This is a genomic window from Mesorhizobium sophorae, from assembly GCF_002270415.1.
GTDB classification, from domain to species: Bacteria; Pseudomonadota; Alphaproteobacteria; order Rhizobiales; family Rhizobiaceae; genus Mesorhizobium; species Mesorhizobium sophorae.
In genome coordinates this window covers 640,794-666,711 of sequence record NZ_NNRI01000008.1, presented here as the reverse complement: position 1 = coordinate 666,711, position 25,918 = coordinate 640,794, and the positions used below count along the sequence as shown (strand labels likewise).

Sequence of the window (25,918 nt, the reverse complement as noted above, 5' to 3'; positions counted from 1 at the left end):
TGCTGCCTTTGCAGGGTCGCTTCCTGTCGACTTTCGCCGATGCCGCGCGGTTTGGCTTTCCGGCGTTCCGTCCATGCTCATTGCGGCGCGCTTTCCTCAATATTTGCCGCGATCGTTCGGCTGGGCGCGCCGCCCGGTCAAACCCCGCCCGCACCACTCCCGCCCGGGCGGGACCGTGTTAGGGCCTGACCGGCCGGCTCAATCGCCCGGCCCAGCTTCTCCGCGTCTTGAGAAAAACCCAACGCAAAAGGAGCAAGGTCATGTCGGACACCAACGAAACCCCGCGGCAGGATGTCTACAGCCGCATCACCAACCAGATCATCGAAGCCCTTGAGCAGGGAGTGAAACCCTGGACGCAGCCTTGGAGCGCCGCCCATGCCGCCGGCCACGTCTCCCGGCCGCTTCGCCATAACGGCCAGCCCTATGCCGGCATCAACGTCCTGACGCTCTGGGCGTCCGCGATGACCGCGCATTACGCCGCGCCGATCTGGATCACCTTCAAGCAGGCCATCGAGCTGGGCGGCCGTGTCCGCAAGGGCGAGAAGGGCTCTCCCGTGGTGTATGCCGACACCATGCGGCGCACCGAGACCGACGAGGCCACCGGCGATGAGGCCGAGCGCTTCATCCCGTTCCTAAAGGCCTACACGGTCTTCAATGTCGAGCAGGTCGACGGGCTGCCGGCTCACTTCTATGCCCGCGCCGAAAGCGTCCGGAACCCGGATGAGCGCATCGCTCATGCCGAAGCCTTCTTTGCCTCGACGCGCGCCGACATCCGGCATGGCGGCGACTGCGCCTATTACAGCCCGGCTCTCGACGTTATCCAGATGCCCGCCTTCGAGGCCTTCCGGGATGCGCAAGCCTACTACGCCACGCTTGCCCACGAGGCCACGCACTGGACCCGGCACGCTACGCGCCTTGACCGTGACTTCGGTCGGAAGCGGTTCGGAGACGACGGCTATGCCCGCGAGGAGCTGGTCGCCTTATCCTGACTCTGTAATCCTGTCTCAGAATCAGGCATTGAGGGGCCCCACCGACTGTTCCGGTGAGGCTCTTCAGACGTCCGGGTCAAGCGTTCCCGCAGCGTAGCGAGGACAACGCTTGACGCGGCGGCGGCACGACAAGCTGTTCATGGGGTGCAGGCGAAGTCCTGCACCCCTGCCACGCGGCGAGCGGGAGAGCGCGAGGGGAACCCCTCGCATTCAAGACAATAACTTGCGCCGTAGGCGCTCCGCTTAGGTCACGTGCGTGCAGTTGTATTTTACCGATCTTGGCGCTCTGTCGCGCCCGCTTTCTGTTGACGGCTCCCCCGTGAACATCATGACCGGCGCGCTCGACATCGCCGAGCGCGCCGGTCTGATCGACGGCATGCCCTTCATCCTGATGGATGACGGCAGCTACGATCCCAACCTCAATCGGTTCTTTCGCGCCTGTCCGGGCGTGGGCGCGCGGTCGCCGAACACGTGGCGCTCCTATGCCCGGGATATTCTCGTCTGGGCGCGCTTTCTCGGCGAGCGGCGCGGCGGCAAGACGGTCTGGCAGGCGGACCGTCATGACGTGCTTGCCTTTCACCGGGCGCGGCGCCTGTCGGACGCCGCGTTCCGCATTTCGGCGGCAAGCTGGAATCGGAGCGTTGCAGCGCTTGATAAGCTCTACCGCTGGGCCGTCGAAGAAGCGATCACCACGGCATCACCCTTCAGCTATGGCGTCGCTCTTCGCAGGGCGGCGGGCACGCGCGCCGTGCTGGCCGTCCAGACGAACCGGGCGCGCGAGCGCGCAGCGCGGCGGCACGATATGCGCTACATCGACCTCGGCCGCTATCTCCTGTTCCGCGACGTGGGGCTGCGCGGACGCTTGCCCGACGGCTCGGAGGACCCGACATGGCGCGGCCGCAATGGTGAGCGGAACGCGCTGTTCGCCGAGCTTCTGGTAACCACCGGTCTGCGGCTGACGGAGGCGGGCAGCCTGCTTCTGACCGAGCTGCCGCGCTCGACCGAGCCCGGATCGCGCTCCGTTCCATTCGATCTTCCCGGTCCGATCGCCAAGGGCGGACGACCGCGGCGCATTCGCATTCCCCGCCGCGTGCTGACCTTGATCGGCGACTATGTCGATCTCGAGCGCACCATCACGTCCGCGCGCTCAGAGCTTTCGATGCCCGATCCGCTGTGGTTGACTCCGGATGCCGGGAAGGCTGTCGACGCGGCGGGCAAGCGCGTCCGGCTCGACCGGCTCACGCCGGGCGAGCGCCGGCGTGTGCTGATCGGCGCACTTGGCAAGGCGCAGCACGCCTTGCTCTGGCTCACCGAAGGCGGCCAGCCTGTGCCATCGGCCACCTGGGAAGCCGCCTTCCGCCGGGCCTGCGCCCGCTGCCGCCGCTTCGGTATTGATCTCGACGTGACGCCGCACACCCTGCGGCACACCTTCGCTGTCAGCATGCTTTCCATGTTGATCCGCGAGCAGATCGGCGCGGTGTTCGATCCACAGGATCGGCATGGTGCGGCCTATCGACGGATTCTCGGCGATCCGTTGCAGAAGCTCCAGCACCTCCTGGGGCACGCTAGTGTGACGAGCACCTACATTTATCTCGACAGCCTTGCCGAAGCGCAGGAGCTGGTCGATGCGGCGGCCGATCGTTGGGCTGAAGAGACGACCGGTGATGTGGAATGACCACGGTAGCTGCGGCGGTGCGGCGGCCGGGCCGCCGTGCCCTCTTTCCCGAGGCGTTGCCCGATCCGGAAGGCGAAGCCGGTGCTGCGATCGCGTCGCTCCGCTTCACCGTCACACTGGCGGATCGCAGCGTCACGATCGACCTGATGACGCTGAGCGGTCGAACCGCATTGGCCCGGACTTTTGCAGGCGCGCTCTGGCGCGCCTGCCAGGTCGGGGGTCCAGCGGGCTCGATCTCGACAGCCTCCGCCTATGCCAATGCGCTCAAGACGTTCTGGCGCTATCTCGATTCCACCAGACCGCGCGTCGCCAGTCTCTCCGACGTCAACGCCGCTTGCATCGACGGCTTCGATGCCTGGATGGAGGAGAGCGGTCTCCATCCCAATCACCGGCTGCAGCGGATGAGCAAGGTGCTCAACCTCCTCCGGCTCGCCGAGGCGGCGGAGCCCGGCCGCCTGCCGCCCGATGCCTCGCGGCGGCTGATGTACACGAGCGACCGGCCCGGCGTGCGCGCCCGTCCACGCGATGCCTATGGCGACTACATCGCTACGGCGTTGCGGACCGCTGCGCGCACCGATCTCGCCGCCATCATTCGTCGCTTCGCCGAGGCCGATCGCATTCCGACGGTCGACGTTGTTGATCGGAACGAGGCTCTGGCAACGGCTCACGAAGCGGCCATGGCGTTGATCGATGCGGAAGGCGTCATCGGGCACCGGCATCCTCTCTTCACGCGGCTCTACACGCTGCGCCGCGAGAGCGGCCTGCCGAACGACCGCCTCATCCACGATCTGCATGGCCGCCGGCATCTCATCGCCGCCGATCTCGTGCCGCTCATCGTGCTTATCTCGCTCGACACGGGTCTCGAGATCGAAGCGATCAAGGAGTTACGCGCGGACTGCCTGAAGAACCCGGCAGGCGGCTATGTCGAGATCGAGTATTGCAAGCGGCGTGCGCGCGGCGCCGAGTGGAAGCGGCTACGCGTGCGCGACGGCGGTTCCTCGACGCCGGGCGGCCTGCTGCGCAAGGTGCTGCAATGGACGGAGCCGGCAAGAAGCCGGCTCGTCACCGACACGCTCTGGGTCCATTGCGCCTGGGGCCGACTGACCCCGCGCGTGTTGAGCATGAAGGAGACTGCGGCTTCATGGGTCAGGCGACATGGCATCGCCGATGAACAGGGTCAGCCGCTTCGTCTCAATCTGACGCGCCTGCGCAAGACCCACAAGGCGGCATGGTATCGGCGCACGGGCGGCCAACTCGACCGCTTCGCCGTCGGCCACACCGTCGCGGTCGCGGCGAACCACTACGCCGATATCCCCGCGCTCCGCCACCTGCACGAGGCGACCGTTGCCGACGCCATGAGCGATGCGCTCGACGCCGCCATGCGCCCCTGCGTCCTATCGTCGGAAGAGGAGGCGGCCGTTCGGGCCGATCCCGACCAGGCGACCGGCCTTCCGATTGCAGGCGCCGCCGCGGTAAACGCGCTGCTCGGCAGCGAGCAGGACGTCTGGCTCGCCAGTTGCTCGGGCTTCTACGCGAGCCCGTTCGGCGCGCAAGGGGAGGCCTGTCCGTCCCCTTTCTGGGGCTGCCTTGAATGCAGCAATGCGGTGATCACCTCCCGCAAGCTACCAGCGCTTCTGGCCTTCCTTGGCTTCATCCGGGCGCAGCGACAGGTGCTGAGTGAAGCCGACTGGATCACCAAGTTCGCCAAGGTTCACGGGCGCATTGCTGATCAGATTCTTCCCCGCTTTGCAGACGTCGAGATCGAGGAGGCGCGCCGGATTGCAACTTCGGATCCGACGCTCATCTACCTGCCACCCGAAGCGCGGGCGCCGTAATGCCGGGCTCTGCCAAGCATTCGCCGCGGCCGTCGCTGCCTTCGGCCATGTACCGGGATGACGAGCCGGTGCTCAGCGGCATTCCGATCAGGGACGATGCCGACCGCGCGCAGCTTCCCCGCTTCGGTGACGATCACTGGGATTTGAGCGCCGCCATTTTCCGGGTCAACGCCCGCTACAGCAATTACCGGCTCAACTTCGCAGGGATCGCCGATCCGGCCACGCGGCGGTTGGCGAAGGAATACGTGATCGCCCGCCTGCGCATCCATGTGCCGGGATATCGCGCACCTTGTGGGGCGACCTCGGCGATCCGGCTCCTGCGCTACGTCCAGCACTTTGCTGCGTTCCTGTGCACGCAGCTCGGCGTAGTCGACCTCGGCCGGATCGATCAGGCTTTGCTCGACGCCTATCTGGCGCATGCCCGCGATGGCGGCCGGAGAACGCCTCACGAGACAGTCAAGTATGTCGAGGTGCCGATCGACATGCATCACCTGTCGCCGTGGCTGACCGGCGGCGGCATCGGCCTTCTGCCGTGGCGCGGGCGCGCCGCGCACCGCGTTGCCGGCCGGCCGCCGGCGCCGGCCGAGAACGCCACGCCGCGCATTCCCGAGCCGATCATCGGGGCCATGCTCCGCTGGGCGCTCAAGTATGTCGAGGTCTATGCATCCAATATCCTTGCCGCGCGGGCGGAACTGGACGCTCTCGAAGCTCGTGGCGCCCGGCTGATGGCGCGGGATGCGCGCACAGGACGGGCCGTCGCCAAGACCTATCGCGCCCGCGTGGCGAAGTGGCTCGACGCGCGCCGAGCCGCCGGCCGAGGCGTGCCGATCTGGGAGCGCGCGCCCAACGCCGCGCGGCGGATCAATCCGCTGACCGGCGAAGAGCTGCCGCCCTACAACCTCTATCTAATGCGCTTGCACGCCGGCGCGCCGGAGAGCGGACGCGTCAGCCAGTCCGAGCCGACCGCGCGGCTGATCGAGGAGATGGTCGCCGAACTTGGGACCGAGGTCGGTGGTCTCGATACGCCGATCTCGGTCGATCCGGACACGCGCCTGCCATGGCGCGAGCGCTTCGATAGCCTCAGTCTCGCCCGCGAGGAGCGGATGCTGCAGGGCGCCTGCTATCTCGTCTGCGCCTATCTCACGGGCATGCGCGACAGCGAGGTTCAGGCCATGCAGCCGGGCTGCGTGTCGCTGGTGCGAAGCGCCGACGGCCTGGTCGAACGCTATCGGGTGCGCAGCACCGTCTACAAGCGCCATGGTCCGCGCGGCGTAACGGCCGACTGGATCACGATCGAGCCGGTAGCCCGCGCCGTGGAAGTCATGGAAGTGCTCTCGGCACGCAACCGCAAGGAGAAGGGGCTCTCGTCCCTGTGGGTGACCCTGAAGGACTGGCCCTGGAGCGCCGATCATCTCGGCATAGGTGCGGCGCCGACGCTCAATCTTTTCCGCGACGGTGTCGATGCGCATGCGCAAGACGGGCCGGCCATCCCGCGCATTGGTGACGAGCCCTGGAAGTTCACGACGCGGCAATTGCGCCGCACGGTCGCCTGGTACATCGCCAACCGGCCGTTCGGTACGGTCGCCGGCAAGATCCAGTACAAGCACGCCTCCGTCGCCATGTTCGAGGGCTATGCCGGATCGAGCCAGGCCGATTTCCGGCTCGCTGTCGAGCGCGAGCGCGCGCTCGGCCAGCTCGACGATATCGTCGCCCATTACGAGGCGTTCCTTCGCCAGGAAGGTCCGGCCGGACCGGGTGCGGCCCGATTGCGACGGGAGTTCGTCCGCGTTGAGGGCGAACTAGGCGATCTCCCCGGCCGGATGATGGACCGCAAGCGGCTGCGCACCATGCTTGCCCATCTCGGGCGGACGCTGCATGTCGGCTTCCTCAACGACTGTCTCTTCGAAGCGGCGACCGCGCTTTGCCTCACCGGCGTGTCGGACTCCGAACGAACGGCGCCGGCCTTGTCGCGATGCAGCCCGGACCGCTGTCCCAACGCCTGTCTGACCGTCCGGCACCTCGGGCCTTGGCAGACTTCGATCGCCGAGGGCGAAGCGCTCCTTTCCGACCGGCGCCTGTCGCAGCTGCAGCGCACGGCAATCCTTAAGGACAATGAGCGGAAGCGCCGACTGGTAGCACCCCTCCTGGAGGGTGACGCATGACAGCGCTCGGGCCGAAGAGCGAAGCCGCGTTGAGGGCGGCCATGGCGCGGCTTCTCGACGGCCGCCCCGAGCGCACCGACGGGGCGCTGACCATCGCCAATCTGGCACGCGAGGCCGGCATCAGCCGGGCGACGGCGAACCGGGCCGGTGATCTTCTCATCGAGTTCCGGACCGCCGAGGTCCGCCAGCGACGATCGTCGCCCAGCGCCCTCAAGGAACGCGTCCGCGCTCTCGAAGCGGAGCTGCGCGCCGTGCGCGGTGCCGAGATGGCCGAGCTGCGGGCGCTCGCCCGCACGCTCGCGCAGCATATCCAGGTGCTGACATTGCAGGTCGCCGAGCGCGATGCCGTGATCGACGGTCTGCAGGACGAGCTGGCACGATCCGTTGACGCCAGAGTCGTGCCGCTGCGGCGTCCGCCTCGTGGTGGCGGCTGAGAGCCGCGCGTCATCCTCATCGATCCGGTCTCGGCGCGCCGGTCATGGCCGCCTCCTCAAGCTCGCCCGTCGAGGCAGGGCTCGGGTTGTGGCAGACGCTGCCGGCCCGTCAACCCTGTTCCGCACCAGCACCGAGAACAGGGTGTGACGGGCCGGCTTCCCGCGTCTGCCTCTGCCGCCTCGCCCTCGACGGAGAGGGCGAGCTTGAGGAGGCAGCCATGACCACGAATCGCACACATGAGACCCGGACCGACATCTACGAGCGCGTCACCAGCCAGATCATCGCCGCCATCGAGGCCGGCGCCGACGACTATCGGATGCCCTGGCACCATGACGGATCGGCCATCACCACGCCCGTCAACGTCGCCTCGCAGAAGGCCTATCGCGGCGTCAACGTCATCGCACTCTGGGCCGCGGCTCACGGGGTCGGCTATCCCGCCGGCATCTGGGGCACCTATCGCCAGTGGCAGGCACTCGGCGCCCAGGTCCGCAAGGGCGAGCGCGGCCATCTGGTCGTGTTCTGGAAGATTGCCGATCGCCACGGCGAGGCCGACGCCGAGGACGGCGACGAAGATCGCGACGAGCCTGCCCGGCGCATGTTCGCCCGCGGCTACACGGTTTTCAATTGCGCCCAGGTCGATGGCTACACGCCGCCCGAGATGCCGGTGCTGCCCGAGGCAGAGCGTATCGAGCAGGCCGAGCGGTTCTGTGCGGCGCTTGGCATCGACATCCGGCACGGCGGCTCACGAGCGTACTACAGACCGTCCACGGATCACGTGCAGATGCCCGAGTTTGCCTGCTTCCGCGATGCCGTCGCCTACTACGCCGTGCTGCTCCATGAATGCGGGCATGCCTCCGGCGTCAGCCATCGCCTCGACCGCGATCTCTCCGGACGTTTCGGCTCGGCGGCCTACGCCATGGAGGAATGCACGGTCGAACTCCTGAGCGCCATGATCTGCGCCGACCTCAACCTCAGTGTCGAGCCGCGGCCCGATCACGCCGCCTATGTCGCGTCCTGGCTCGAAGTGCTTCGTGCCGACAAGCGGGCCATCTTCACCGCCGCGGCTAAGGCGCAACAGATCGCCGACTGGATGCACGCCGAGCAGGCGGGCGCTCGCCAACACAAGGTCCGGGGCGCCGCATAGGCCCTCAAACTCGATCGGTTGAGCAGCCGCATGGCGCTCGCACCACCCCTGGAATCTGTCTCACGCGCCCCAGACCGATCGAAGTGCGCGGATCTTCAGGCAAATGCCTCCGCAAAATCCGCCTGAGACAGCTTGACTGTTCAGATAAGTCGCCGAGTTAATGAAGACCCTCGAGACGGAGGACGGGCGCGTTGAGCTTCGCGCCGTCACTGGTCCGGACTATGGCCGCATCTGGGACCATGAGCTTGTCGCCGCCGTCATGAAGATAGCGGGCAACGGAACCGGCGACACCATGTGGAAGGTGCCGGGCGTTCTTGATTGGGCGACCATGACCCACAATCCTTTCGTGGACATCACCAAGGACACCACCACGCTCTACGCCAGCGACCGAGACGTGTTCCTGTTTCTGGTGGATGACTCGCATCCGATCGAAGCCGGGCGCCTGCCGAATGGAGAGCCTGATTTGTATTTCCGTGGCTTCTATTGCTGGAATTCCGAGGTCGGCAGCAAGACGCTGGGCATTGCGAGTTTCTATCTCCGCGCCGTTTGCATGAACCGCAATTTGTGGGGTGTGGAAGGCTTTGAAGAAATCAGTATCCGGCATTCGAAGTTCGCAGCACTTCGTTTCGCTCATGAGGCAGCGCCCGCTTTGACAAGCTTCGCGAACTCAAGCCCCGCGCCGTTCATCGCTGGGATCAAGGCCGCGCGCGAGAAGATCGTCGCCCGCACCGGCGAGGATCGCGAAACCTTCCTGCGCAAGCGCGGCTTCTCCAAGGGCGAAACAGGCAGGATCATCGAGGCAGTTTTGCAGGAGGAGGGCCGCCCGCCCGAAAGCGTCTTCGATTTCGTGCAGGGCATGACTGCGCACGCCCGCAGCAAGGCGCATCAGGATAGCCGACTGGAGCTTGAAGGCAGGGCGAAGGCCTTGTTGGAACGGGCGGCATGATCAAACGAAAGGCCGCGCAGCGAACGTCTCGCCGCGCGGCCTTTCAGATCCGCCGTATCAACGGGACCGTCATAGCATAAGAATATCTAGGGACCAGATCATCGGGGTCGGCGCGTGCGGCTGCTTTTGAAACACGGCGGCCGCTCGCCGGGCTCCGCCCGGCTCGCGATGCAACTGATGTCATGAGTGCCAACAAAGACAAATGGGGCGATTTGCCCTCTATTTTGTGACGCGCAATGGAGGTCGCCTTAGAAGGTCCGCGGCCTCAATCCCGAGAACATTTGCCAGCCTGTCGACGACGTCGATCGTCGCGCCGTAGACGCTGCGTTCCAACGCACTGATATAGGTGCGATCGACTTCCGCGCGGTGGGCCAGCTCTTCTTGCGAAAGCCCAGCCGCCTGCCGATGCCGCCTCAGATTGCGCGCAAACACCTCACGAATTTCCATGGGCGGGAGTGCAACGCCTTGTCGAGTATTCAACCACGGAGTATTCTCGACAAAGTGCCTTCAAGGATGGAAATCGCGTTTGCTCAGACCACTGCTTGATCCCGACGTTGCCGACGTTGCTCCAGATTCCTCGATCTTGACCGGGTATGATGAGGAGCGGCTGCTCACCTATATCCGCCTGCTCGACGCAGCGGCTGAAGATGCGGACTGGCGCGAGGTGGCCAGGATTGTCCTGCATATAGACCCGGCTGAGGAACCGGAGCGGGCGTTCCGATCATGGGAGACGCATCTTGCCCGCGCCCGCTGGATGACGACGAACGGCTACCGATATCTTCTGGCCGGCGGTGCGCCACACTGAGAGTCCCAGGCCATGGTTTGCTGAATCAGCACAGCGGTTTGCCGACTCTCCAACTACCCGATTTGCGTATCGGCAGGGATGCTCATTCCGAAGCCCGCAGCCTGATGCGGGTACCGGGAGAGGACTTGGCACATTGCGAGGCGATTGGACCGATCCGGCAGCCTACGCGCACATGCAAGGCTACGAGCCTGCGGAGTTCGCTGCCGAATATCTGATCCGGAACGACGATTTCGTCGCCGAGTGCAGCCAGCTTTCGTCACATCTCCCAGGTTCCGTAGAACCTCTTGGTCTGCCCGACTTCATCGCTCGTTGGGGGGCGCGATTTCACAGTCACCGGAGACGGGCGTCCATTAGCTGGGAACATCGTCTGGACGGAACAGGCGTCGCCGCGCGTGCTGCGAGCCACGCAAATCCGACCATCAGTCAGCCCTTCGCATCAGACTGTTCAACTTTCCAGACTCGGCAGCGCTGCGGCCGACGAGCTTCATATTCTTTGGCCGGCATCGACCGGAACAAATAATCTCGTTACTGACATCTGTAGCGGCGCGTCAGAATTCAACGCCATCATCCTGCCACTCGATGCGGCATTCGAGACGCGGCTCGACGCAGCGCGTCGGTTCTGGCGGGCGCTGAACGGCCGGCCGCCCGGTCCTGCCTACGGCGCGCTGCCGAAGCAGACGAAGACGAGGCACATTCTCAATCTGCGCGTACATGATGGCCGGCGCGAGGGCGCCACCTATCGCGAGATCGCGGAGGTGCTGTTGTCACGAGAGGCGATCGCGCCGCGAGACTGGCGCGATCATCATCTTCGGCACAAGGTTCGGGCGATCCTGCGAAGGGCGGATCGTCTTGTGGCCGGCGGCTACCGCGACCTTCTCTTCTATCCTCACAGCCGAAGCCGAAAACCCGATCGCTGAAGCCGTTTTCGAATGGGTAGCGAAAACACATCCTCCGATGTTTGCCCTCCCTTGCTTCTCCTCAATTCGACCATCGTCCGTTTCGCGCGTCCCGGCAGGCCAGGACGACAGCAAAACCGAACGGAGATCGAGCGATGTCGAAGGGTCCCGCGGACGCGCCCCAAAAATACCTGCGAACGAAGGAGGCGGCACCAATCGTCGGCCTTTGCGCTCGTACGCTGGAAAAGCACCGGACGTATGGCACCGGACCAAAATACCGAAAGGTCGGTGGTCGCGTCCTCTATGACATCGACGATCTGCACGCCTGGATCGAGCTTGGTGCGCGCACGTCCACCAGCGATGCCAACGCGACCTTTGTTCCGCCTGCCAAGCCGCATGCCGCCCGCGCGCCGGCCTATGCCGGCCGGCGCCATCGCGTCTCCTGATACTGCGGGGCAAAAGGAAATGCAGCTTCGCTCGACCGATCAGGGGCAGCTTGATCTGTTCCGCGCACGCCCCAGTGTGATTACGCCACGCGATGCGCAAGACCTGATGTCGTGGCCATTTTTCTCACTCGCCAAATCCCGCCGCGTGACACCGATCGACTTTCGTATGGGCGAGGTCACGATCCGCGTTGAAGCGACGGTCGAACACGGCATGGCGACGATCTGGGACGCCGACATCCTGATCTGGGCAGCCAGTCAGATTGTCGACGCAAGAGACAAAGGCCTTCGCACGTCGCGTCTGATGGCGGCCACGCCGTATGAGATCCTTTCGTTCATCGAGCGTGGTGACTCCGCTCACTCCTATGACAGGCTGAAAGCCGCGCTTGACCGCCTGCAATCGACGACGGTCGCCACATCTATCCGCCAGTCATCCGAGCGGCGGCGACATCGCTTCTCCTGGATCAATGAATGGAAAGAGCGAATGGACGTCAGCGGGCGCCCACTTGGCATCGAGCTCATCCTGCCTGATTGGTTCTATGCCGGCGTCATCGACGATGCCCTTATTCTCACGATCGACCGCCAATATTTCGGGCTAACGGGCGGCCTGGAGCGCTGGCTTTACCGTCTCGTTCGCAAGCACGGTGGCCGCCAGACCTACGGTTGGAGCTTTGATCTCCGCCATCTCCACGTGAAGTCCGGCAGCCTGTCGCCCTTCAAGCGCTTCACCTTCGACCTGCGCGAGATCGTGCGTCGCCAGCCACTGCCGGGCTACCGGCTGGCACTCTCCGTCGATCCCGACGGTCGGTCACGCCTGAACTTCCAACTCAACCCGGTCGATCCATTCGCGAGCGCCAGCGCAACGCCGTGCGCGCCACGTGGCCGCACCACCAGGGCTGTGAAATGACTGTGGACAAGCCCGTGCTATCAGGAACCGCAACTCCCGTGCCATCGGGAACCGGATACCCGTGCTATCAGGAACCGGAATCGGCCTTAAGTCGTTGCGCCGATTACCGAAGCGGCTCCTCTAACGTTTCTAACTGTGAATCCTTCGGATTCTTTCTAACGGAAAGCGCTGATCCAAGAGGCTGTGGACGACAGCGGAGCCGTGATTTTTCGGCCAGGCCGAGAATAATCGATGTCCCTTGTTCCTGGTGGGGCACGGCTGTCTTCTCCGTCCTCCGCTTCGCGAAGCTTGCTGCTGGCCTCCTGTCACGGAGGCCAGCATGAGCAATCTCACCCACGTCGAACTGGTGTGGCTGAAGAAGCGGATCGAGAACTACATCCGGTTCGGCAAGGTTGCTGCAAACAGGGCTATCGACCGTAGCCGTCGTGTCGTCTCCTTTACGCCAGGCTGCATCTTCGCCTTCGTTCGCTGGACCGCGAACGACTTCGGCACTGTCGCTTCGCGTATCGATATCCTGCGCGCTGTCGCCACCGGCGAGCGCTGCTCGACTGTCGCCTATGTGCGGCCTGGCGCTGACATCCTGCTTACAGCTATCGGATGGCCGAGCGTCGAGAAGGTGTTGAAAATTATCGACGCTATCGAAACGACCGGCATCGATCCCATCGATGTGTCACCGGACTACTGGCGGCATGCCCACAGCCGGCTCGCCGCTCGCGAGACACCCAGGCCCTACACACGCCAGCGCCATGAGGCATGGCTCCTCCGCCGCCGAGTTGAGCCATGAGCATGCGCGCAACGATCATCGTCGCGATGTTCGGCGGCGCGGTCATCGTCGCCGCGCCGGCATGGATCGATCATCGACCGAAGTTCATCTGGAATGCGTCAGCGAGCGTCGCCACCGGGCTCTACCGCGTCGAGATCCACAGGATCGGCGTTTCCGATATCGCCGTCGTCATGCCGCCCAAGCCACTAGCGGATCTTCTTGCCCAGCGCGGATACCTGCCGAACGGCGTGCCGCTACTGAAGCACGTACTGGCACTCGCAGGCGCAATAGTCTGCCGGAAAGGCACCGCCATCGTCACCCATGGTGTGACCCTGGGACATGCGCGCGAGCGTGACAGTCGCGGCCGATCGCTGCCCGTCTGGCACGGCTGTCGCACCATTGCCGATGACGAAGTCTTCCTCATGAACTGGAACTCGGCTGACAGTTTCGACGGCAGGTATTTCGGCCCACTTCCGCTCAATTCGATCATCGGCCGCGCAGTCCCGATCTGGACCAACGACCGCACTTCTCCGGTGCCGGATGCCGACAAACCGGTCCCTGGCGAGCCGTGACACCTCGCGCCAACCCTCATCAACGCTCATGAAAGGAGCACCCCAATGGCCCAGATTGGCACCTTCACCCGCAACGATGACGGCTTCTTCGGCAACATCTCGACGCTGACGCTCGACGCGAAACTCACCATCCTGCCTGCCGAGAAATCGGACGCGGAAAATGCGCCAGACCATCGCGTCTTCTGCGAAGGCATGGAGATCGGCGCGGCATGGGATCGCACCGGCGAGAAAGCCGGCAACTATCTCTCGGTCTCCATCGATGATCCGTCCTTCACTCAGGCGATCCACGCCAATCTGTTTCAGTCCGAATCCGAGAAAAAGGTCTGGGCCTTGCACTGGAGCCGGCAGTCGAAGCGCGACGCGCGAAGCTGATCGGATGCTCCGATTGCGCTTCAGCGGCCCTTCTGCGTCAAACCCTTTGATCGATCGGGCGCCGGTCAAACCCTTCGACCCGATCGCCTGTCAGGCGGCCGCCGCGCGCAGCGAAGGTCAAGGGTGGCCGGACGCTTGCCAATCGCTGCGGACGCCGATCGCGCTACAATTTGCGGAAAGCAGGTTCGGCCGGCGAAGCCTTGCCCTTGACGGGAGCGAGCACGGTGGCAGGCTGCAGGCGCGTCGGGATCGTGGTGCATGTGCTTTTGTCCGCCGAGGCATTGTTGCACTGTCTGCAAGCGTCATGCTCGCCCTCCCACCGTCTACTGTCTGTGCAGAGCCTTCCGCGCATCGTGAGCGGCCAGCGCGCTCCGGCAGTGCCATCTCGTCCTCTGATCCTTGGTCGGCGCATATCCGGGAGGCTGCCAAACGCTTTGCCATTCCCGAACGGCTGCTTCGCGCCGTCATGCATGTCGAGAGCGTTGGTGATGTCCATGCGGTGTCGAGCAAGGGCGCGATGGGCTTGATGCAGATCATGCCGGCGACATGGGAGGAACTGCGCGCCAAGTACCGCCTCGGTGACGATCCTTATCAGCCGCGCGACAACATTTTTGCAGGTGCAGCGTATCTGCGCGAGATGCTCGACCGCTTCGGCCGCAACGGCTTCCTCGCTGCTTACAATGCCGGTCCTGGGCGATACGAAGAGCATCTTGTTACCGGCCGGCCGCTGCCGCGCGAGACGATCGACTACGTCAGGAAACTGGCACCTCTGATCAATGGTTCGGTTCCCATTCCGATGAGCGCACGTCAAGGAGCGGGCAGGGCGAGCGCACTCGAAGCGGCGATTTTCGCGCACGTCGTGAACACACGGAATAGCTCGACTCTGCAGGGTGAGCGCGAGACTAATGTTCCCGTAGAGACCGTCTTCACGGCGATCCGTTCACCCACCGTACGAGCACCGGTGGACAAAGCGGTCACCGATCTTACGGCGCTCGTACCGCAACCGGACGGCTCGCGCAGTGAAGGCGTATCAGTTCCGAACCCCGCTATTCGTAGTCCGTTTGTGCAGACCTTCGCCGCGACTCCGCAATGATGTCAGCATTCCTGGTCAATCGCATTCCGACCTGTTCCGTCGCGGAAATTGCGGCGGGAGGGTTGGCCGTGAGAGAGGACGAAGAGGGATGGCGAGATAAAAGGCCGCGAGGTGCAGCGTCGATCGGTTGTGTTATTTCAATAGGTTATACTGCATTTCCGCGAGGTGCTAACAGGCGGCGTACCGCGCCGGAACACCGATTTCCCTGTGATTTCCATGCCTTAACACGATGTTCGGGGCCTTCGCCATGACCAGCGAGGATGGTTTCCGCATCCGCCCCGGCCGTATCCGCTCGTCCAGCGTCCAGCGCGCCAGGCCCTTCATCTCGCAAGCGCTTGCCGCCGCCCAGAAGGCCGGCGCCCGTATCTCTCGCTCAGGTCGGATCAGTCCGGGCAATCGCTCGACCTTCGGGCGTGGCCGCTCGGCGAGCGTGCGCGCCAATCGTCTCCTCACCAGCCGCTCGCGCACCGTGATCATCAAGACACGGCTGGTGCGCCATCACGCGCGCGGCGCCCCGCTTGCCGCCCATCTCACCTATCTGCGCCGCGAGGGCGTCACCCGTGACGGGGAGAAGGCAAGGCTGTTCGGGCCGGAAGGCGGGGAGGTGGATGGCAGCGCTTTCGCCGAGCGGTGCGGCGATGATCGGCACCACTTCCGCCTCATCGTCTCGCCGGAAGACGCCGTCGACATGGCGGACCTCAAATCCTTCGCCCGCGATCTGATGGGGCAGATGGAAAAGGACCTCGGCACGAAGCTCGATTGGGCGGGCGTCGATCACTGGAACACCGACAACCCGCACCTTCACATCATTTTGCGCGGCCACACTGATGACGGGCAGGATCTTGTGATCTCGCGCGATTACATCAAGGAGGGGATGCGCGCCCGTGCGGCCGATCTTGTTACCCAGGAGCTCGGCCCGCGCAGCGATCTCGACATCCATCGCAATCTGCAGCGCCAGGTCGAAGCCGAGCGTTGGACCCAGCTTGACCGGCAGCTTGTTCGCGACGGCCGCGACACTGGCGTCATCGACCTTGCCACCGCCGCGAACGCCCAGCCCGACGAGTATCACGTGTTGAAGGTCGGGCGGGTACGCAAGCTCGAAACCCTTGGCCTTGCCGAACAGGTCAACCCGGGCCAATGGATGATCGACGACAAGGCCGAGGCAACGCTGCGCGAGCTTGGCGAGCGCGGTGACATCATCAAGCGGATGCACCGCGCCCTGACAGAGCAGGGCATCGAGCGCGGCTCGGCGAACTATGTGCTGGCGGCGGAGCGCCTCGACACGCCGATCGTCGGTCGGCTGGTCGACCGCGGCCTCGATGATGAACTGAAAGGCACCGCATACGCCGTGGTCGATGGCACCGACGGCCGCACACATCACATCAAGCTGTCCGACCTCGATGCCGCCGGCGACAGCGCTCCGGGTTCGATCATCGAGCTGCGCAAGTTCCATGACGCGCAGGGACATGGGCGCGTGGCGCTCGCTGTCCGTTCCGATCTCGACATTGAGCGGCAGGTCACCGCCGCCGGCGCGACCTGGCTTGACCGCCAGAACATCGCCCGCGAACCGATTGCGTTGTCGCAAGGCGGCTTCGGTGCCGAGGTACGGCAGGCGATGCAGCGCCGCGCCGACCATCTGGTCGAACAGGGCCTCGGCGAGCGCCATGGCCAACGCACAACCTTCACCCGCAACCTGATCGACACGCTGCGTCGCCGCGAGTTGGAGGCGCTCGGCGAAAAGCTCTCGGCCGAAACCGGCCAACCTTTCAACCGCGCCCGCGGCGGCGAATATGTCACCGGTTCCTACCGGCAGCGCTTCACGCTCGCGTCGGGCCGCTTCGCCATGATCGATGACGGCCTCGGTTTCCAGCTGGTGCCCTGGACGCCGTCTCTCGAAAAGCATCTTGGCCGCCACGTCTCGGGCATCGCTCGCGATGACGGCAGCATCGACTGGAGCTTCGCCCGCAAGCGGAGCCTCGGTCTCTAACCTCATTGTGAAGAAAGGACCGCTTCTATGTCCGCCACCAAAATACTCTGGGGCCAGATCCTCGCGGTCTTGATGATCGTGCTGATCACCACCTGGAGCGCGACGCAATGGGTGGCCTGGCGCCTGGCGTTCCAGCCCGAGCTCGGCAGGCCATGGTTCCATGTCCTGGGCTTTCCGTTTTACCTTCCGCCGTCCTTCTTCTGGTGGTGGTATGGCTTCGATGCCTACGCGCCGTCGATCTTCGTGGAGGGAGCCTTTATCGCGGCTTCCGGCGGTTTCGCCTGCGTCGCCGTCGCCATCGGCATGTCGGTCTGGCGGGCACGCGAGGCCAAGAAGGTCGAGACCTACGGCTCCGCCCGCTGGGCCGACAAGCAGGAGGTCATGGCAACTGGCCTTCTCGGCTCCGATGGAGTGGTGCTTGGGCGGTTTGACGGCGCCTATCTGCGCCACGATGGACCGGAGCACGTGCTGTGCTTTGCGCCCACACGTTCGGGCAAGGGTGTCGGCCTCGTCGTCCCGTCACTGCTGACCTGGCCGAGCTCAGCCGTCGTTCACGATATCAAGGGCGAGAATTGGCAGCTCACCGCGGGCTTCCGCGCCAGGCATGGCCGTGTCTTGCTGTTCGATCCAACCAATCCGAAATCCTCATCCTACAACCCGCTGCTTGAGGTGCGTCGCGGCGAATGGGAAGTCCGCGACGTTCAGAACATCGCCGACATCCTGGTCGATCCGGAAGGCTCGCTCGAGAGGCGGAACCATTGGGAGAAAACCAGCCATGCCCTTCTGGTCGGCGCGATCTTACATGTGCTTTACGCCGAGCCGGACAAGACGCTTGCCGGCGTTGCCGGTTTCCTTTCCGATCCAAAGCGTCCGATCGAATCAACGCTGTCGGCGATGATGAAAACGGCGCATCTGGGTGAAGCGGGTCCGCACCCGGTCATCGCCAGCGCCGCGCGAGAGCTACTAAACAAATCAGACAACGAGCGCTCCGGCGTGCTCTCCACCGCCATGTCGTTCCTTGGCCTCTATCGCGATCCTGTCGTGGCCGAGGTCACGCGCCGCTGCAACTGGCGCATCACAGACCTTGTCGAGGACAAGCATCCGACGACACTCTACCTCGTCGTGCCGCCGTCCGACATCAACCGGACCAAACCGCTCATTCGCCTGATCCTCAATCAGATCGGTCGCCGCTTGACTGAAGATCTGCAGGCGAGGGCGAAAGGGCACCGGCTGCTCTTGATGCTTGACGAGTTCCCGGCGCTTGGCCGCCTCGACTTCTTCGAGTCGGCGCTCGCCTTCATGGCCGGCTACGGGCTGAAAAGCTTCCTGATCGCTCAATCCCTCAATCAGATCGAGAGGGCGTACGGCGCCAACAACTCGATCCTCGACAACTGCCACGTCCGGGTAAGCTTTGCCACCAATGATGAGCGCACCGCCAAGCGGGTGTCCGACGCGCTGGGAACAGCGACCGAGATGAGGGCCATGAGGAACTATGCCGGCCACCGGCTGTCGCCGTGGCTCGGTCATCTCATGGTCTCCCGCTCCGAGACGGCTCGCCCGCTCCTCACGCCGGGTGAGGTGATGCAACTGCCGTCCACCGACGAGATTGTCATGGTCTCGGGTGCGCCGCCGATCCGCGCCAAAAAGGCGCGCTATCATGAGGATGCTCGCTTCCGGGAACGTATCCTGCCGCCTCCGGCGTTGGTGGCGGCAGTGGAGGGGAAACCCGACGACTGGACGAAACTGCCTCTGCCTTCGGGTCCCTGGATTGCCGAAGCCACGTCGGCCGCCGCCGCCGCGGATGAGGATCCAACCGAATCCGAGCGTCGGCGGCAACCTGAGCTCAGTCGCGTCGAGTTGGTCGTGAAGTCTTCGACCGAGAACGAATTCGAGATCGATCACCTCGACGACGTCGAGGACGATGTTGCCCGCAATCGTCGACTGACGCGCCTCATGCAAGGCATTGCGCGGCAGGCGTCGCTCGATCCCGGCGACGACGTGGATATGTGAGGCTGCGATGGCAAAGGCACAGCGCAAACAACGCCTGTCCGTCTATCTCGATCCGAAGGTCATGAGCAGGCTGGCCGAACATGCGGCGCGCCGTGATTTTTCACGGTCACTCGTCGCCGAGGCGGCCATCGAGTCGTTCCTCTCACCCGATGCCGCCGAGCGACAGGAGGCTGCGATCACCAAGCGGCTTGACCAGCTCGATCGCCGCATGGCACGCCAGGAGCGCGATGTTGGAATTGCGGTGGAGACGCTCGCCGTTTTCGTTCGCTTCTGGCTGGCGACAACACCAGCGTTGCCCGAGCCCGCGGCGCAGGCTGCCCATGCCAAGGCGGGCGAGCGCTATGATGCCTTTGTCGCCGCACTCGGCCGGCGCCTGGCAAAAGGTCCAAAGCTTCGACAGGAAATCTCCGAGGACATCGATGGAGGCCTGGAAACACACCAACCGGGCAGGCCCGTGGGCTAAATGGCCGTGAGCGATGTCAGGATTTTTCGTTGAAAATTATAGTCTGTATGCTATAAGGCAAGGGAGAATGAAAAACCAAAAGCCCGCAGTATGGATGGGGTCGTCGAAGGGCGACCTGCGCGAGTTTCCGGTCGATGTTCGCCGGTTGATGGGTGTCGCAATCAACGACGCCCAGAATGGTGAGGAGCACCCGGCTGTCAAAGCCCTGAAAGGCTTTGGGGGCCGCAGCATCCTCGAGGTGGTCGACGACTTCGACGGAGATACCTACCGGGCCGTCTATGCCGTGCGCTTTGCCGGGATGATCTACGTGCTTCATTGCTTCCAGAAGAAGTCGAAGAAGGGCAGGGAGACACCCAAGCACGAAATCGATCTCGTGACAGTGCGATTGAAGGCGGCCGAGGCGCACTACCGCGAAAACTATGGGAAAGGAAGAAAGTCATGACAGAAGACATCACCGCCGAAATGAGCAGCGGCAACGTGTTTGCGGACCTCGGCTTTGACAATCCCGAAGAGGAATTGCTCAAAGCCAAGTTGGCCCGCGAGATCCGCGCCATTATCAAGCGCCGGCGCCTGACCCAGGCGAAGTCGGCTGAACTGCTCGGAATGAAACAGCCCGACGTCTCCGCGATCGCCACCGGGCGCACGGGTAAGTTTTCAATAGACAGGCTGGTTCGCTGTCTGGACCGGCTCGACTACAAGGTCGACGTGGTGGTTCGCCACAAGCCTCGACGGTCAGCTCGTGCTGAGGCCGCTTGATCAGACGGCTTTGCCGCCGAGCGGACAATTGATTTTCCAGGTTTGGATGGGCGCCACCGCGACCAGGACGGTAGGATTAGCGAAAAGCATGGGAACACGAAGGTGGACACCCTTCGTCAGACCTACGGCGACAATTTCGCAGCTGGGATTCGCAGCGACGCGAAGCTATCGACGGTGTTGCAGCGCGCCGGCGTCGGCTCTCTAAGCCAGTACCTAAAGCAGAACAAATAATCGTCGCCTTGCGCCGTTTACATCGGCACCGCCGATCGCCTGTATTTGCACGCCACGCTACTACGCCTCGATATAGGTGTTGAAACCACTCGAGCTGCGGTTCTCTTAATCATCCCCGTCCGGGGGCCGCCGATGTTCCCCGGATCGAAACGGGGACAGGATGGCAGCTTCGCCTTACAATTCAGAAGGTCTGGCGCGCGGCGCACGCATGCTGCGCACGGCGCTCGGACCCGCGATCGCGAGCTATCTCGACGATGCGGGCGTAGTTGAAGTGATGCTCAACCCCGATGGGCGTTTGTGGATAGATCGCCTGTCCGAGGGGTTGTCCGATACCGGCGAACGTTTGTCGGCAGCTGACGGCGAGCGCATCGTTCGCCTCGTTGCTCATCATGTCGGTGCCGAAGTCCATGCCGGCGCCCCGCGCGTCTCGGCCGAGCTACCCGAGACGGGCGAGCGGTTCGAGGGGCTTCTTCCTCCCGTCGTCGCGGCGCCCGCCTTCGCGATCCGCAAGCCCGCCGTCGCCATCTTCACCCTCGAAGATTATGTCGCGGCCGGGATGATGTCGGTGCGCCAGGCGGAGGCGCTGCGACAGGGCGTTGCCAACCGCGCGAACATTCTGGTCGCTGGCGGCACATCCACGGGCAAGACCACGCTGATCAACGCGCTGCTCGCTGAAGTGGCCAAGACCGCCGATCGCGTCGTCATCATCGAGGATATGCGTGAACTGCAGTGCGCAGCACCCAATCTCGTGGCGATGCGCACGAAAGACGGCGTCGCGTCTCTATCTGATCTTGTTCGCTCATCGTTGCGCCTGCGCCCTGACCGCATTCCGGTCGGCGAGGTGCGCGGGGCCGAGGCGCTCGAACTGCTCAAGGCCTGGGGCACCGGCCACCCCGGCGGCCTCGGCACGATCCACGCCGGCAGCGCCATTGGCGCGCTGCGCCGGATGGAACAGCTCATCCAGGAAGCCGTCGTCACGGTTCCACGCGCTCTGATCGCCGAAACGATCGACCTGGTTGCCGTCCTTTCCGGCCGCGGCTCCGCGCGCCGGCTGTCCGAACTCGCCCGTGTCGACGGCCTTCGCCCGGACGGTGATTACCGGGTCGCGCCAGCCGTCCTTGAGAGCGACGACAGCCCGACAACCTTGCTCATCCAAAGCCCTGAAGGAGAAAATCCGTGACCCAACGCCTGCGCCTCGCGCGCCATCGTCTCGCCATGACCGTTTCCGTTCCCACGCTCATCCTGGTGATGGCGGCGCCTGCTTTTGCCTCCGGCTCGTCGATGCCGTGGGAACAGCCGCTGCAACAGATCCTCCAGTCGATCGAAGGCCCGGTCGCCAAGATCATGGCGGTGATCATCATCATCGTCACCGGCCTGACGCTCGCCTTCGGCGACACGTCGGGCGGCTTCCGCCGGCTCATCCAGATCGTGTTCGGCCTATCCATCGCCTTCGCGGCGTCGAGCTTCTTCCTGTCGTTCTTCTCGTTCGGCGGCGGAGCGCTGATCTGATGGTGGGTTCGGTCGAACAGGGCGGGTCAATGCCGGACTACGCAGTGCCGGGTTATGCGGTCCTCGTGCACCGCGCGCTGACCGAGCCGATCCTGCTCGGTGGCGCCCCGCGCGCCATTGCCATCATGAACGGGACGCTCGCGGGCGCCGTGGGGCTGGGGTTGCGTCTGTGGCTCGTCGGCCTCGCAATCTGGGCGATCGTCCATGTTGCCGCCGTCTGGGCCGCCAAGCGCGATCCGCTTTTCGTCGACGTCGTTCGCCGGCACCTGCGCATCCCGGCGCATCTCACGGTCTGAGCGAGGTCGCACCGATGATGAACCTTGCCGAATATCGCAATCGTAGCAGCCGGCTCGCCGACTTCCTGCCCTGGGTGGCATTGGTCGGCGCCGGCATCGTCTTAAACAAGGACGGCAGCTTCCAGCGCACCGCGCGTTTCCGCGGCCCCGATCTCGACAGCGCCGTTCCGGCCGAACTGGTCGCCGTCGCCGGCCGGCTCAACAATGCCTTCCGCCGCCTCGGCTCCGGCTGGGCGATCTTCATGGAGGCGCAGCGCCATGCCTCGACCCGTTATCCCGACAGCCGCTTTCCGGATGCGGCCTCCACGCTTGTCGATGCGGAGCGAAAGGCGGGCTTTGAGGAGACCGGCGCGCATTTCGAGTCCAGCTACTTTCTTACGCTCACCTATCTCGCGCCCGCCGAGGACACGGCGCGCGCGGAAAGCTGGCTCTACGAAGGCCGCGAGAAGAAGGGCCTCGACCCCAACGCGGTGCTGACCGGGTTCGCCGATCGCAGCGACCGCGTCCTGCGCCTTGTCGAAGCCTTCATGCCGGAGTGCCGCTGGCTCGATGACGCCGAGACGGTGACCTATCTGCATGGCTGCGTCTCGACCAATCGCCACCGTGTCCGCGTTCCCGAAACGCCGATGTATCTCGATGCCATGCTGGCCGACCAGCCGCTGACCGGCGGGCTCGAGCCGCGGCTTGGCGCGTCGCATCTGCGCATTCTCACGGTCACGGGTTTCCCGACCGCGACCACGCCGGGCCTGCTCGACGAACTGAACCGGCTGGCCTTCCCGTATCGCTGGTCGACACGCGCGATCCTGCTCGACAAGACGGATGCGACCAGGCTGCTGACAAAGATCCGGCGTCAATGGTTCGCCAAGCGCAAATCGGTCGCCGCGATCCTCAAGGAGGTGATGACCAACGAGGCATCCGTCCTCGTGGACACCGACGCCGCAAACAAGGCCGCCGATGCCGATATGGCGCTGCAGGAACTCGGCGCCGACTATGCCGGCATGGCCTATGTCACCGCGTCGGTGACGGTGTGGGACGATGATCCCGGCATCGCCGACGAAAAACTGCGCCGGGTCGAAAAAATCATCCAGGGCCGCGATTTCACGGCAATGATCGAAACCATCAACGCCGTCGACGCCTGGCTCGGCAGCCTGCCGGGTCATGTCTACGCCAACGTCCGTCAACCACCCATCTCCACCCTTAATCTCGCCCACATCATCCCGCTTTCCGCGGTGTGGGCGGGCGAGGTGCGGGACGAGCATTTTGCAGCGCCCCCTCTGCTCTTCGGCAAGACCGAAGGCTCGACCCCGTTCCGGCTTTCGCTTCACGTCGGTGACGTCGGCCATACGCTGATCGTAGGCCCGACCGGCGCGGGAAAGTCCGTGCTGCTGGCCCTGATGGCGCTCCAGTTCCGCCGCTATGCTGGCTCGCAGGTTTTCGCCTTCGATTTCGGCGGCTCGATCCGCGCGGCAGCACTCGCCATGGGCGGCGACTGGCATGATCTCGGCGGCGATCTCAGTGATGGGGCGATCGACAGCGTCAGCCTTCAGCCGTTCGCCCGCATTCATGATGTCCCCGAGCGCGCCTGGGCCGCCGACTGGATCGTGGCGATCCTGACGCGCGAGAATGTGACGATCACCCCTGAGGTCAAGGAGCATATCTGGACGGCTTTGAGCTCTCTGGCCTCCGCGCCAGTCGACGAGCGCACCATCACCGGTCTGGTCGTGCTGCTTCAATCAAATGATCTCAAGCAGGCATTGCGGCCCTATTGCGTCGGGGGTCCCTACGGCCGGTTGCTCGATGCCGAGCGCGAGCATCTCGGATCTGCATCGGTCCAGGCTTTCGAAACCGAAGGACTGATCGGAACAGGTGCCGCGCCCGCGGTCCTTTCCTATCTCTTCCATCGCATCGAGGACCGGCTCGATGGCTCGCCAACCCTTCTCATCATCGACGAAGGCTGGCTTGCGCTGGACGATGAGGGCTTTGCCGGCCAGCTCCGCGAATGGCTGAAGACGCTGCGCAAGAAGAACGCCAGCGTCATCTTCGCCACGCAGTCGCTCAGCGACATCGATGGTTCGGCAATCGCGCCCGCGATTATCGAGAGCTGCCACACCCGGCTTCTCCTGCCGAACGAGCGCGCCATCGAGCCGCAGATCACCGCGATCTATCGCCGCTTCGGCCTCAACGATCGGCAGATCGAGATCATCGCCCGGGCGATGCCGAAGCGCGACTATTACTGCCAGTCCCGCCGCGGCAACCGGCTGTTCGAGCTCGGCTTGTCGGATGTGGCGCTCGCGCTTTGCGCTATATCCGCCAAGGCCGACCAGGCCGCGATCGCCCGCATCGTCGCCGAGCACGGCCGCGACGGGTTCCTCGCAGCCTGGCTGACCCACCGCGACGTGGGCTGGGCCGCTGAACTCGTTCCCACCCTAACCAGCCCCGCCCTCACCAACCAGGAGAAGTCCCCATGAAACTGCGTCGTTCACTTGCCATGCGGCTCGCTGCCGCCCTGATTGTCGCTCCCGCCGCGCTCTCGCCGATGCTGGCGACGCCGGCACACGCCTTCATCGTTTTCGATCCCTCGAACTATTCGCAAAACGTCCTGACGGCAGCGCGCTCGCTCGAGCAGATCACCAACCAGGTCACCTCGCTTCAGAATGAAGCGCAGATGCTCATCAACCAGAGCCGTAATCTCGCAAGCCTGCCATTCTCCTCGCTGCAACAGCTCCAGCAGTCCGTGCAGCGTACGCAGCAATTGCTCGGTCAAGCGCAGAACGTTGCCTATGACGTCCAGCAGATCGACCAGGCCTTCCAGCAGAAATACGGCAACGTCTCGCTGTCGGCTTCGGATCAACAACTCGTCACTGAGGCGCGCTCGCGCTGGGGCAACACGATTGGTGGCCTTCAGGATGCCATGCGTGTGCAGGCGGGCGTCGTCGGCAACATCGACACCAACCGTAGTGAGATGTCGGCGCTGGTCGGCCAGAGCCAGGGTGCGACCGGCGCGCTTCAGGCAACACAGGCCGGCAACCAGCTCCTCGCGCTCCAGGCGCAGCAGCTCGCCGATCTCACCGCGGTCGTCGCCGCGAACGGTCGGGCGCAGGCGTTGCAATCGGCCGAACAGGCCACCACCGCCGACCAGGGCCGCGAGCAGCGCCGCCGCTTCCTGACGCAGGGCTCGGGCTACCAGTCCGGCAGTGCGCAGATGTTCTATGGCAAGAACTGAGGCCGGCGCGATGGATGGCAAGATGCTCGCTCGCATCGGCGCGGTCGTCTTCATCGCGGTCGCTTTGACAGTGACCGCGATCGAGATGAGCAGCAAGGACGATGAGCCTGACGCCCTGGCGACGCGGGACCGTTCCATCGAGTCACAAGACCCGCTCGCGTCCGAATTGCGCCGCTGTTCCGGGATCGGCGAGGCCGGTCCTCGCGATCCCGGTTGCTTGAAGGCATGGGCAGAAAGCCGGCGCCGGTTTCTCGGTCAACGTGACGCGGCAACCGCGCCTGCTCCGGTAGCGCCGACACCACTGTTTCCAAATGTGGCGGCGTCGGCCGACCGGAAAGAAGGCGAGCGGATGGATGTGACCGCTCCCGCGATGCAGGTCGAGCCGCCCCGGCCGGAGGCTCGCTGA

At 64.5% G+C, this 25,918-nt stretch carries 26 protein-coding genes and 2 pseudogenes; 27 read left to right on the top strand and 1 reads right to left on the bottom strand.

Going from position 1 to position 25,918, the window contains the following annotated elements:
• Positions 1-260 precede the first annotated feature (260 nt).
• The 7 genes and pseudogenes from CGZ66_RS15515 to CGZ66_RS15485 all read left to right on the top strand — a co-directional run.
• Positions 261-989, top strand: coding sequence for an ArdC-like ssDNA-binding domain-containing protein (locus CGZ66_RS15515; RefSeq protein WP_095084961.1), 729 nt, complete (start codon positions 261-263; stop codon positions 987-989).
• 328 nt (positions 990-1,317) lie between these two features.
• The gene (locus CGZ66_RS15510; RefSeq protein ID WP_245331108.1) at positions 1,318-2,664 is read left to right on the top strand and encodes a tyrosine-type recombinase/integrase; all 1,347 of its coding nucleotides are present in this window, start codon (positions 1,318-1,320) and stop codon (positions 2,662-2,664) included.
• Positions 2,661-4,499 carry a hypothetical protein gene (locus tag CGZ66_RS15505; protein ID WP_095084959.1) on the top strand — a complete coding sequence of 613 codons (1,839 nt, stop codon included), beginning with the start codon at positions 2,661-2,663 and terminating at the stop codon, positions 4,497-4,499. The genes CGZ66_RS15510 and CGZ66_RS15505 overlap by 4 nt, the downstream gene beginning before the upstream one ends.
• Positions 4,499-6,661 carry a hypothetical protein gene (locus tag CGZ66_RS15500; RefSeq protein WP_095084958.1) on the top strand — a complete coding sequence of 721 codons (2,163 nt, stop codon included), beginning with the start codon at positions 4,499-4,501 and terminating at the stop codon, positions 6,659-6,661. The genes CGZ66_RS15505 and CGZ66_RS15500 overlap by 1 nt, the downstream gene beginning before the upstream one ends.
• Positions 6,658-7,095, top strand: a complete 438-nt coding sequence (locus CGZ66_RS15495; protein WP_095084957.1) for a hypothetical protein — start codon at positions 6,658-6,660, stop codon at positions 7,093-7,095. Before CGZ66_RS15500 ends, CGZ66_RS15495 begins: the two co-directional genes overlap by 4 nt.
• A gap of 218 nt (positions 7,096-7,313) precedes the next feature.
• Positions 7,314-8,240: an ArdC family protein gene (locus tag CGZ66_RS15490; protein WP_095084956.1), complete on the top strand. Its 927-nt coding sequence runs from the start codon at positions 7,314-7,316 to the stop codon at positions 8,238-8,240.
• Between the two features lie 151 nt (positions 8,241-8,391).
• A pseudogene (locus CGZ66_RS15485) lies at positions 8,392-9,186 on the top strand (DUF932 domain-containing protein); the annotation flags it as partial.
• 219 nt (positions 9,187-9,405) lie between these two features.
• Here CGZ66_RS15485 and CGZ66_RS15480 read toward each other — a convergent pair.
• Positions 9,406-9,633, bottom strand: coding sequence for a helix-turn-helix domain-containing protein (locus tag CGZ66_RS15480; RefSeq protein WP_095084955.1), 228 nt, complete (start codon positions 9,631-9,633; stop codon positions 9,406-9,408).
• Positions 9,634-9,712: 79 nt separating this feature from the next.
• Here CGZ66_RS15480 and CGZ66_RS15475 point away from each other — a divergent pair, with 79 nt between their 5' ends.
• The 20 genes and pseudogenes from CGZ66_RS15475 to trbK-alt all read left to right on the top strand — a co-directional run bounded on the left by CGZ66_RS15475 (position 9,713) and on the right by trbK-alt (position 25,918).
• Entirely contained in the window at positions 9,713-9,991 is a 279-nt protein-coding gene (locus CGZ66_RS15475; protein WP_095084954.1) for a DNA -binding domain-containing protein, read from the top strand.
• Positions 9,978-10,307: pseudogene (locus CGZ66_RS41740) on the top strand (transcriptional regulator domain-containing protein); the annotation flags it as partial. The gene CGZ66_RS15475 and the pseudogene CGZ66_RS41740, both read left to right, overlap by 14 nt.
• Positions 10,308-10,383: 76 nt before the next feature.
• The gene (locus tag CGZ66_RS15470; RefSeq protein WP_167392112.1) at positions 10,384-10,908 is read left to right on the top strand and encodes a DUF2285 domain-containing protein; all 525 of its coding nucleotides are present in this window, start codon (positions 10,384-10,386) and stop codon (positions 10,906-10,908) included.
• Positions 10,909-11,042: 134 nt separating this feature from the next.
• Entirely contained in the window at positions 11,043-11,333 is a 291-nt protein-coding gene (locus CGZ66_RS15465) for a helix-turn-helix transcriptional regulator (protein WP_095084952.1), read from the top strand.
• A gap of 19 nt (positions 11,334-11,352) precedes the next feature.
• Positions 11,353-12,237, top strand: coding sequence for a replication initiator protein A (locus CGZ66_RS15460; protein WP_095085031.1), 885 nt, complete (start codon positions 11,353-11,355; stop codon positions 12,235-12,237).
• Positions 12,238-12,556: 319 nt separating this feature from the next.
• Positions 12,557-13,021 carry a DUF2840 domain-containing protein gene (locus tag CGZ66_RS15455; RefSeq protein WP_095084951.1) on the top strand — a complete coding sequence of 155 codons (465 nt, stop codon included), beginning with the start codon at positions 12,557-12,559 and terminating at the stop codon, positions 13,019-13,021.
• Entirely contained in the window at positions 13,018-13,572 is a 555-nt protein-coding gene (locus CGZ66_RS15450; protein WP_095084950.1) for a S26 family signal peptidase, read from the top strand. The genes CGZ66_RS15455 and CGZ66_RS15450 overlap by 4 nt, the downstream gene beginning before the upstream one ends.
• 45 nt (positions 13,573-13,617) lie before the next feature.
• A complete protein-coding gene (locus CGZ66_RS15445) occupies positions 13,618-13,944 on the top strand; it encodes a DUF736 domain-containing protein (RefSeq protein WP_095084949.1) in 327 nt (108 codons plus the stop codon).
• Between the two features lie 13 nt (positions 13,945-13,957).
• Positions 13,958-15,037 carry a lytic transglycosylase domain-containing protein gene (locus CGZ66_RS15440; protein WP_245331102.1) on the top strand — a complete coding sequence of 360 codons (1,080 nt, stop codon included), beginning with the start codon at positions 13,958-13,960 and terminating at the stop codon, positions 15,035-15,037.
• Positions 15,038-15,284: 247 nt separating this feature from the next.
• Entirely contained in the window at positions 15,285-17,024 is a 1,740-nt protein-coding gene (locus CGZ66_RS15435; RefSeq protein ID WP_095085030.1) for a relaxase/mobilization nuclease domain-containing protein, read from the top strand.
• Between the two features lie 27 nt (positions 17,025-17,051).
• Complete coding sequence (locus CGZ66_RS15430) at positions 17,052-19,034, top strand: conjugal transfer protein TraG (protein ID WP_095084947.1); 1,983 nt, start codon at positions 17,052-17,054, stop codon at positions 19,032-19,034.
• A 7-nt stretch (positions 19,035-19,041) separates the two neighbouring features.
• Positions 19,042-19,497 (top strand): ribbon-helix-helix protein, CopG family, encoded by a 456-nt coding sequence (locus CGZ66_RS15425; protein ID WP_095084946.1) that lies wholly within the window; start codon positions 19,042-19,044, stop codon positions 19,495-19,497.
• 94 nt (positions 19,498-19,591) lie between these two features.
• Positions 19,592-19,939: a type II toxin-antitoxin system RelE/ParE family toxin gene (locus CGZ66_RS15420; RefSeq protein ID WP_095084945.1), complete on the top strand. Its 348-nt coding sequence runs from the start codon at positions 19,592-19,594 to the stop codon at positions 19,937-19,939.
• The gene (locus tag CGZ66_RS15415; protein ID WP_095084944.1) at positions 19,936-20,253 is read left to right on the top strand and encodes a helix-turn-helix domain-containing protein; all 318 of its coding nucleotides are present in this window, start codon (positions 19,936-19,938) and stop codon (positions 20,251-20,253) included. Before CGZ66_RS15420 ends, CGZ66_RS15415 begins: the two co-directional genes overlap by 4 nt.
• 391 nt (positions 20,254-20,644) lie before the next feature.
• Positions 20,645-21,664, top strand: coding sequence for a P-type conjugative transfer ATPase TrbB (trbB, locus tag CGZ66_RS15405; RefSeq protein ID WP_095084942.1), 1,020 nt, complete (start codon positions 20,645-20,647; stop codon positions 21,662-21,664).
• Positions 21,665-21,699: 35 nt separating this feature from the next.
• Positions 21,700-21,993, top strand: a complete 294-nt coding sequence (locus tag CGZ66_RS15400; RefSeq protein ID WP_245331107.1) for a TrbC/VirB2 family type IV secretion system protein — start codon at positions 21,700-21,702, stop codon at positions 21,991-21,993.
• A complete protein-coding gene (locus tag CGZ66_RS15395; protein WP_095084940.1) occupies positions 21,993-22,289 on the top strand; it encodes a VirB3 family type IV secretion system protein in 297 nt (98 codons plus the stop codon). The genes CGZ66_RS15400 and CGZ66_RS15395 overlap by 1 nt, the downstream gene beginning before the upstream one ends.
• Positions 22,290-22,303: 14 nt before the next feature.
• The gene (trbE, locus tag CGZ66_RS15390; RefSeq protein WP_095084939.1) at positions 22,304-24,757 is read left to right on the top strand and encodes a conjugal transfer protein TrbE; all 2,454 of its coding nucleotides are present in this window, start codon (positions 22,304-22,306) and stop codon (positions 24,755-24,757) included.
• The gene (gene trbJ / locus CGZ66_RS15385) at positions 24,754-25,512 is read left to right on the top strand and encodes a P-type conjugative transfer protein TrbJ (RefSeq protein ID WP_095084938.1); all 759 of its coding nucleotides are present in this window, start codon (positions 24,754-24,756) and stop codon (positions 25,510-25,512) included. Before trbE ends, trbJ begins: the two co-directional genes overlap by 4 nt.
• A gap of 10 nt (positions 25,513-25,522) precedes the next feature.
• Entirely contained in the window at positions 25,523-25,918 is a 396-nt protein-coding gene (gene trbK-alt / locus CGZ66_RS15380; protein ID WP_095084937.1) for a putative entry exclusion protein TrbK-alt, read from the top strand.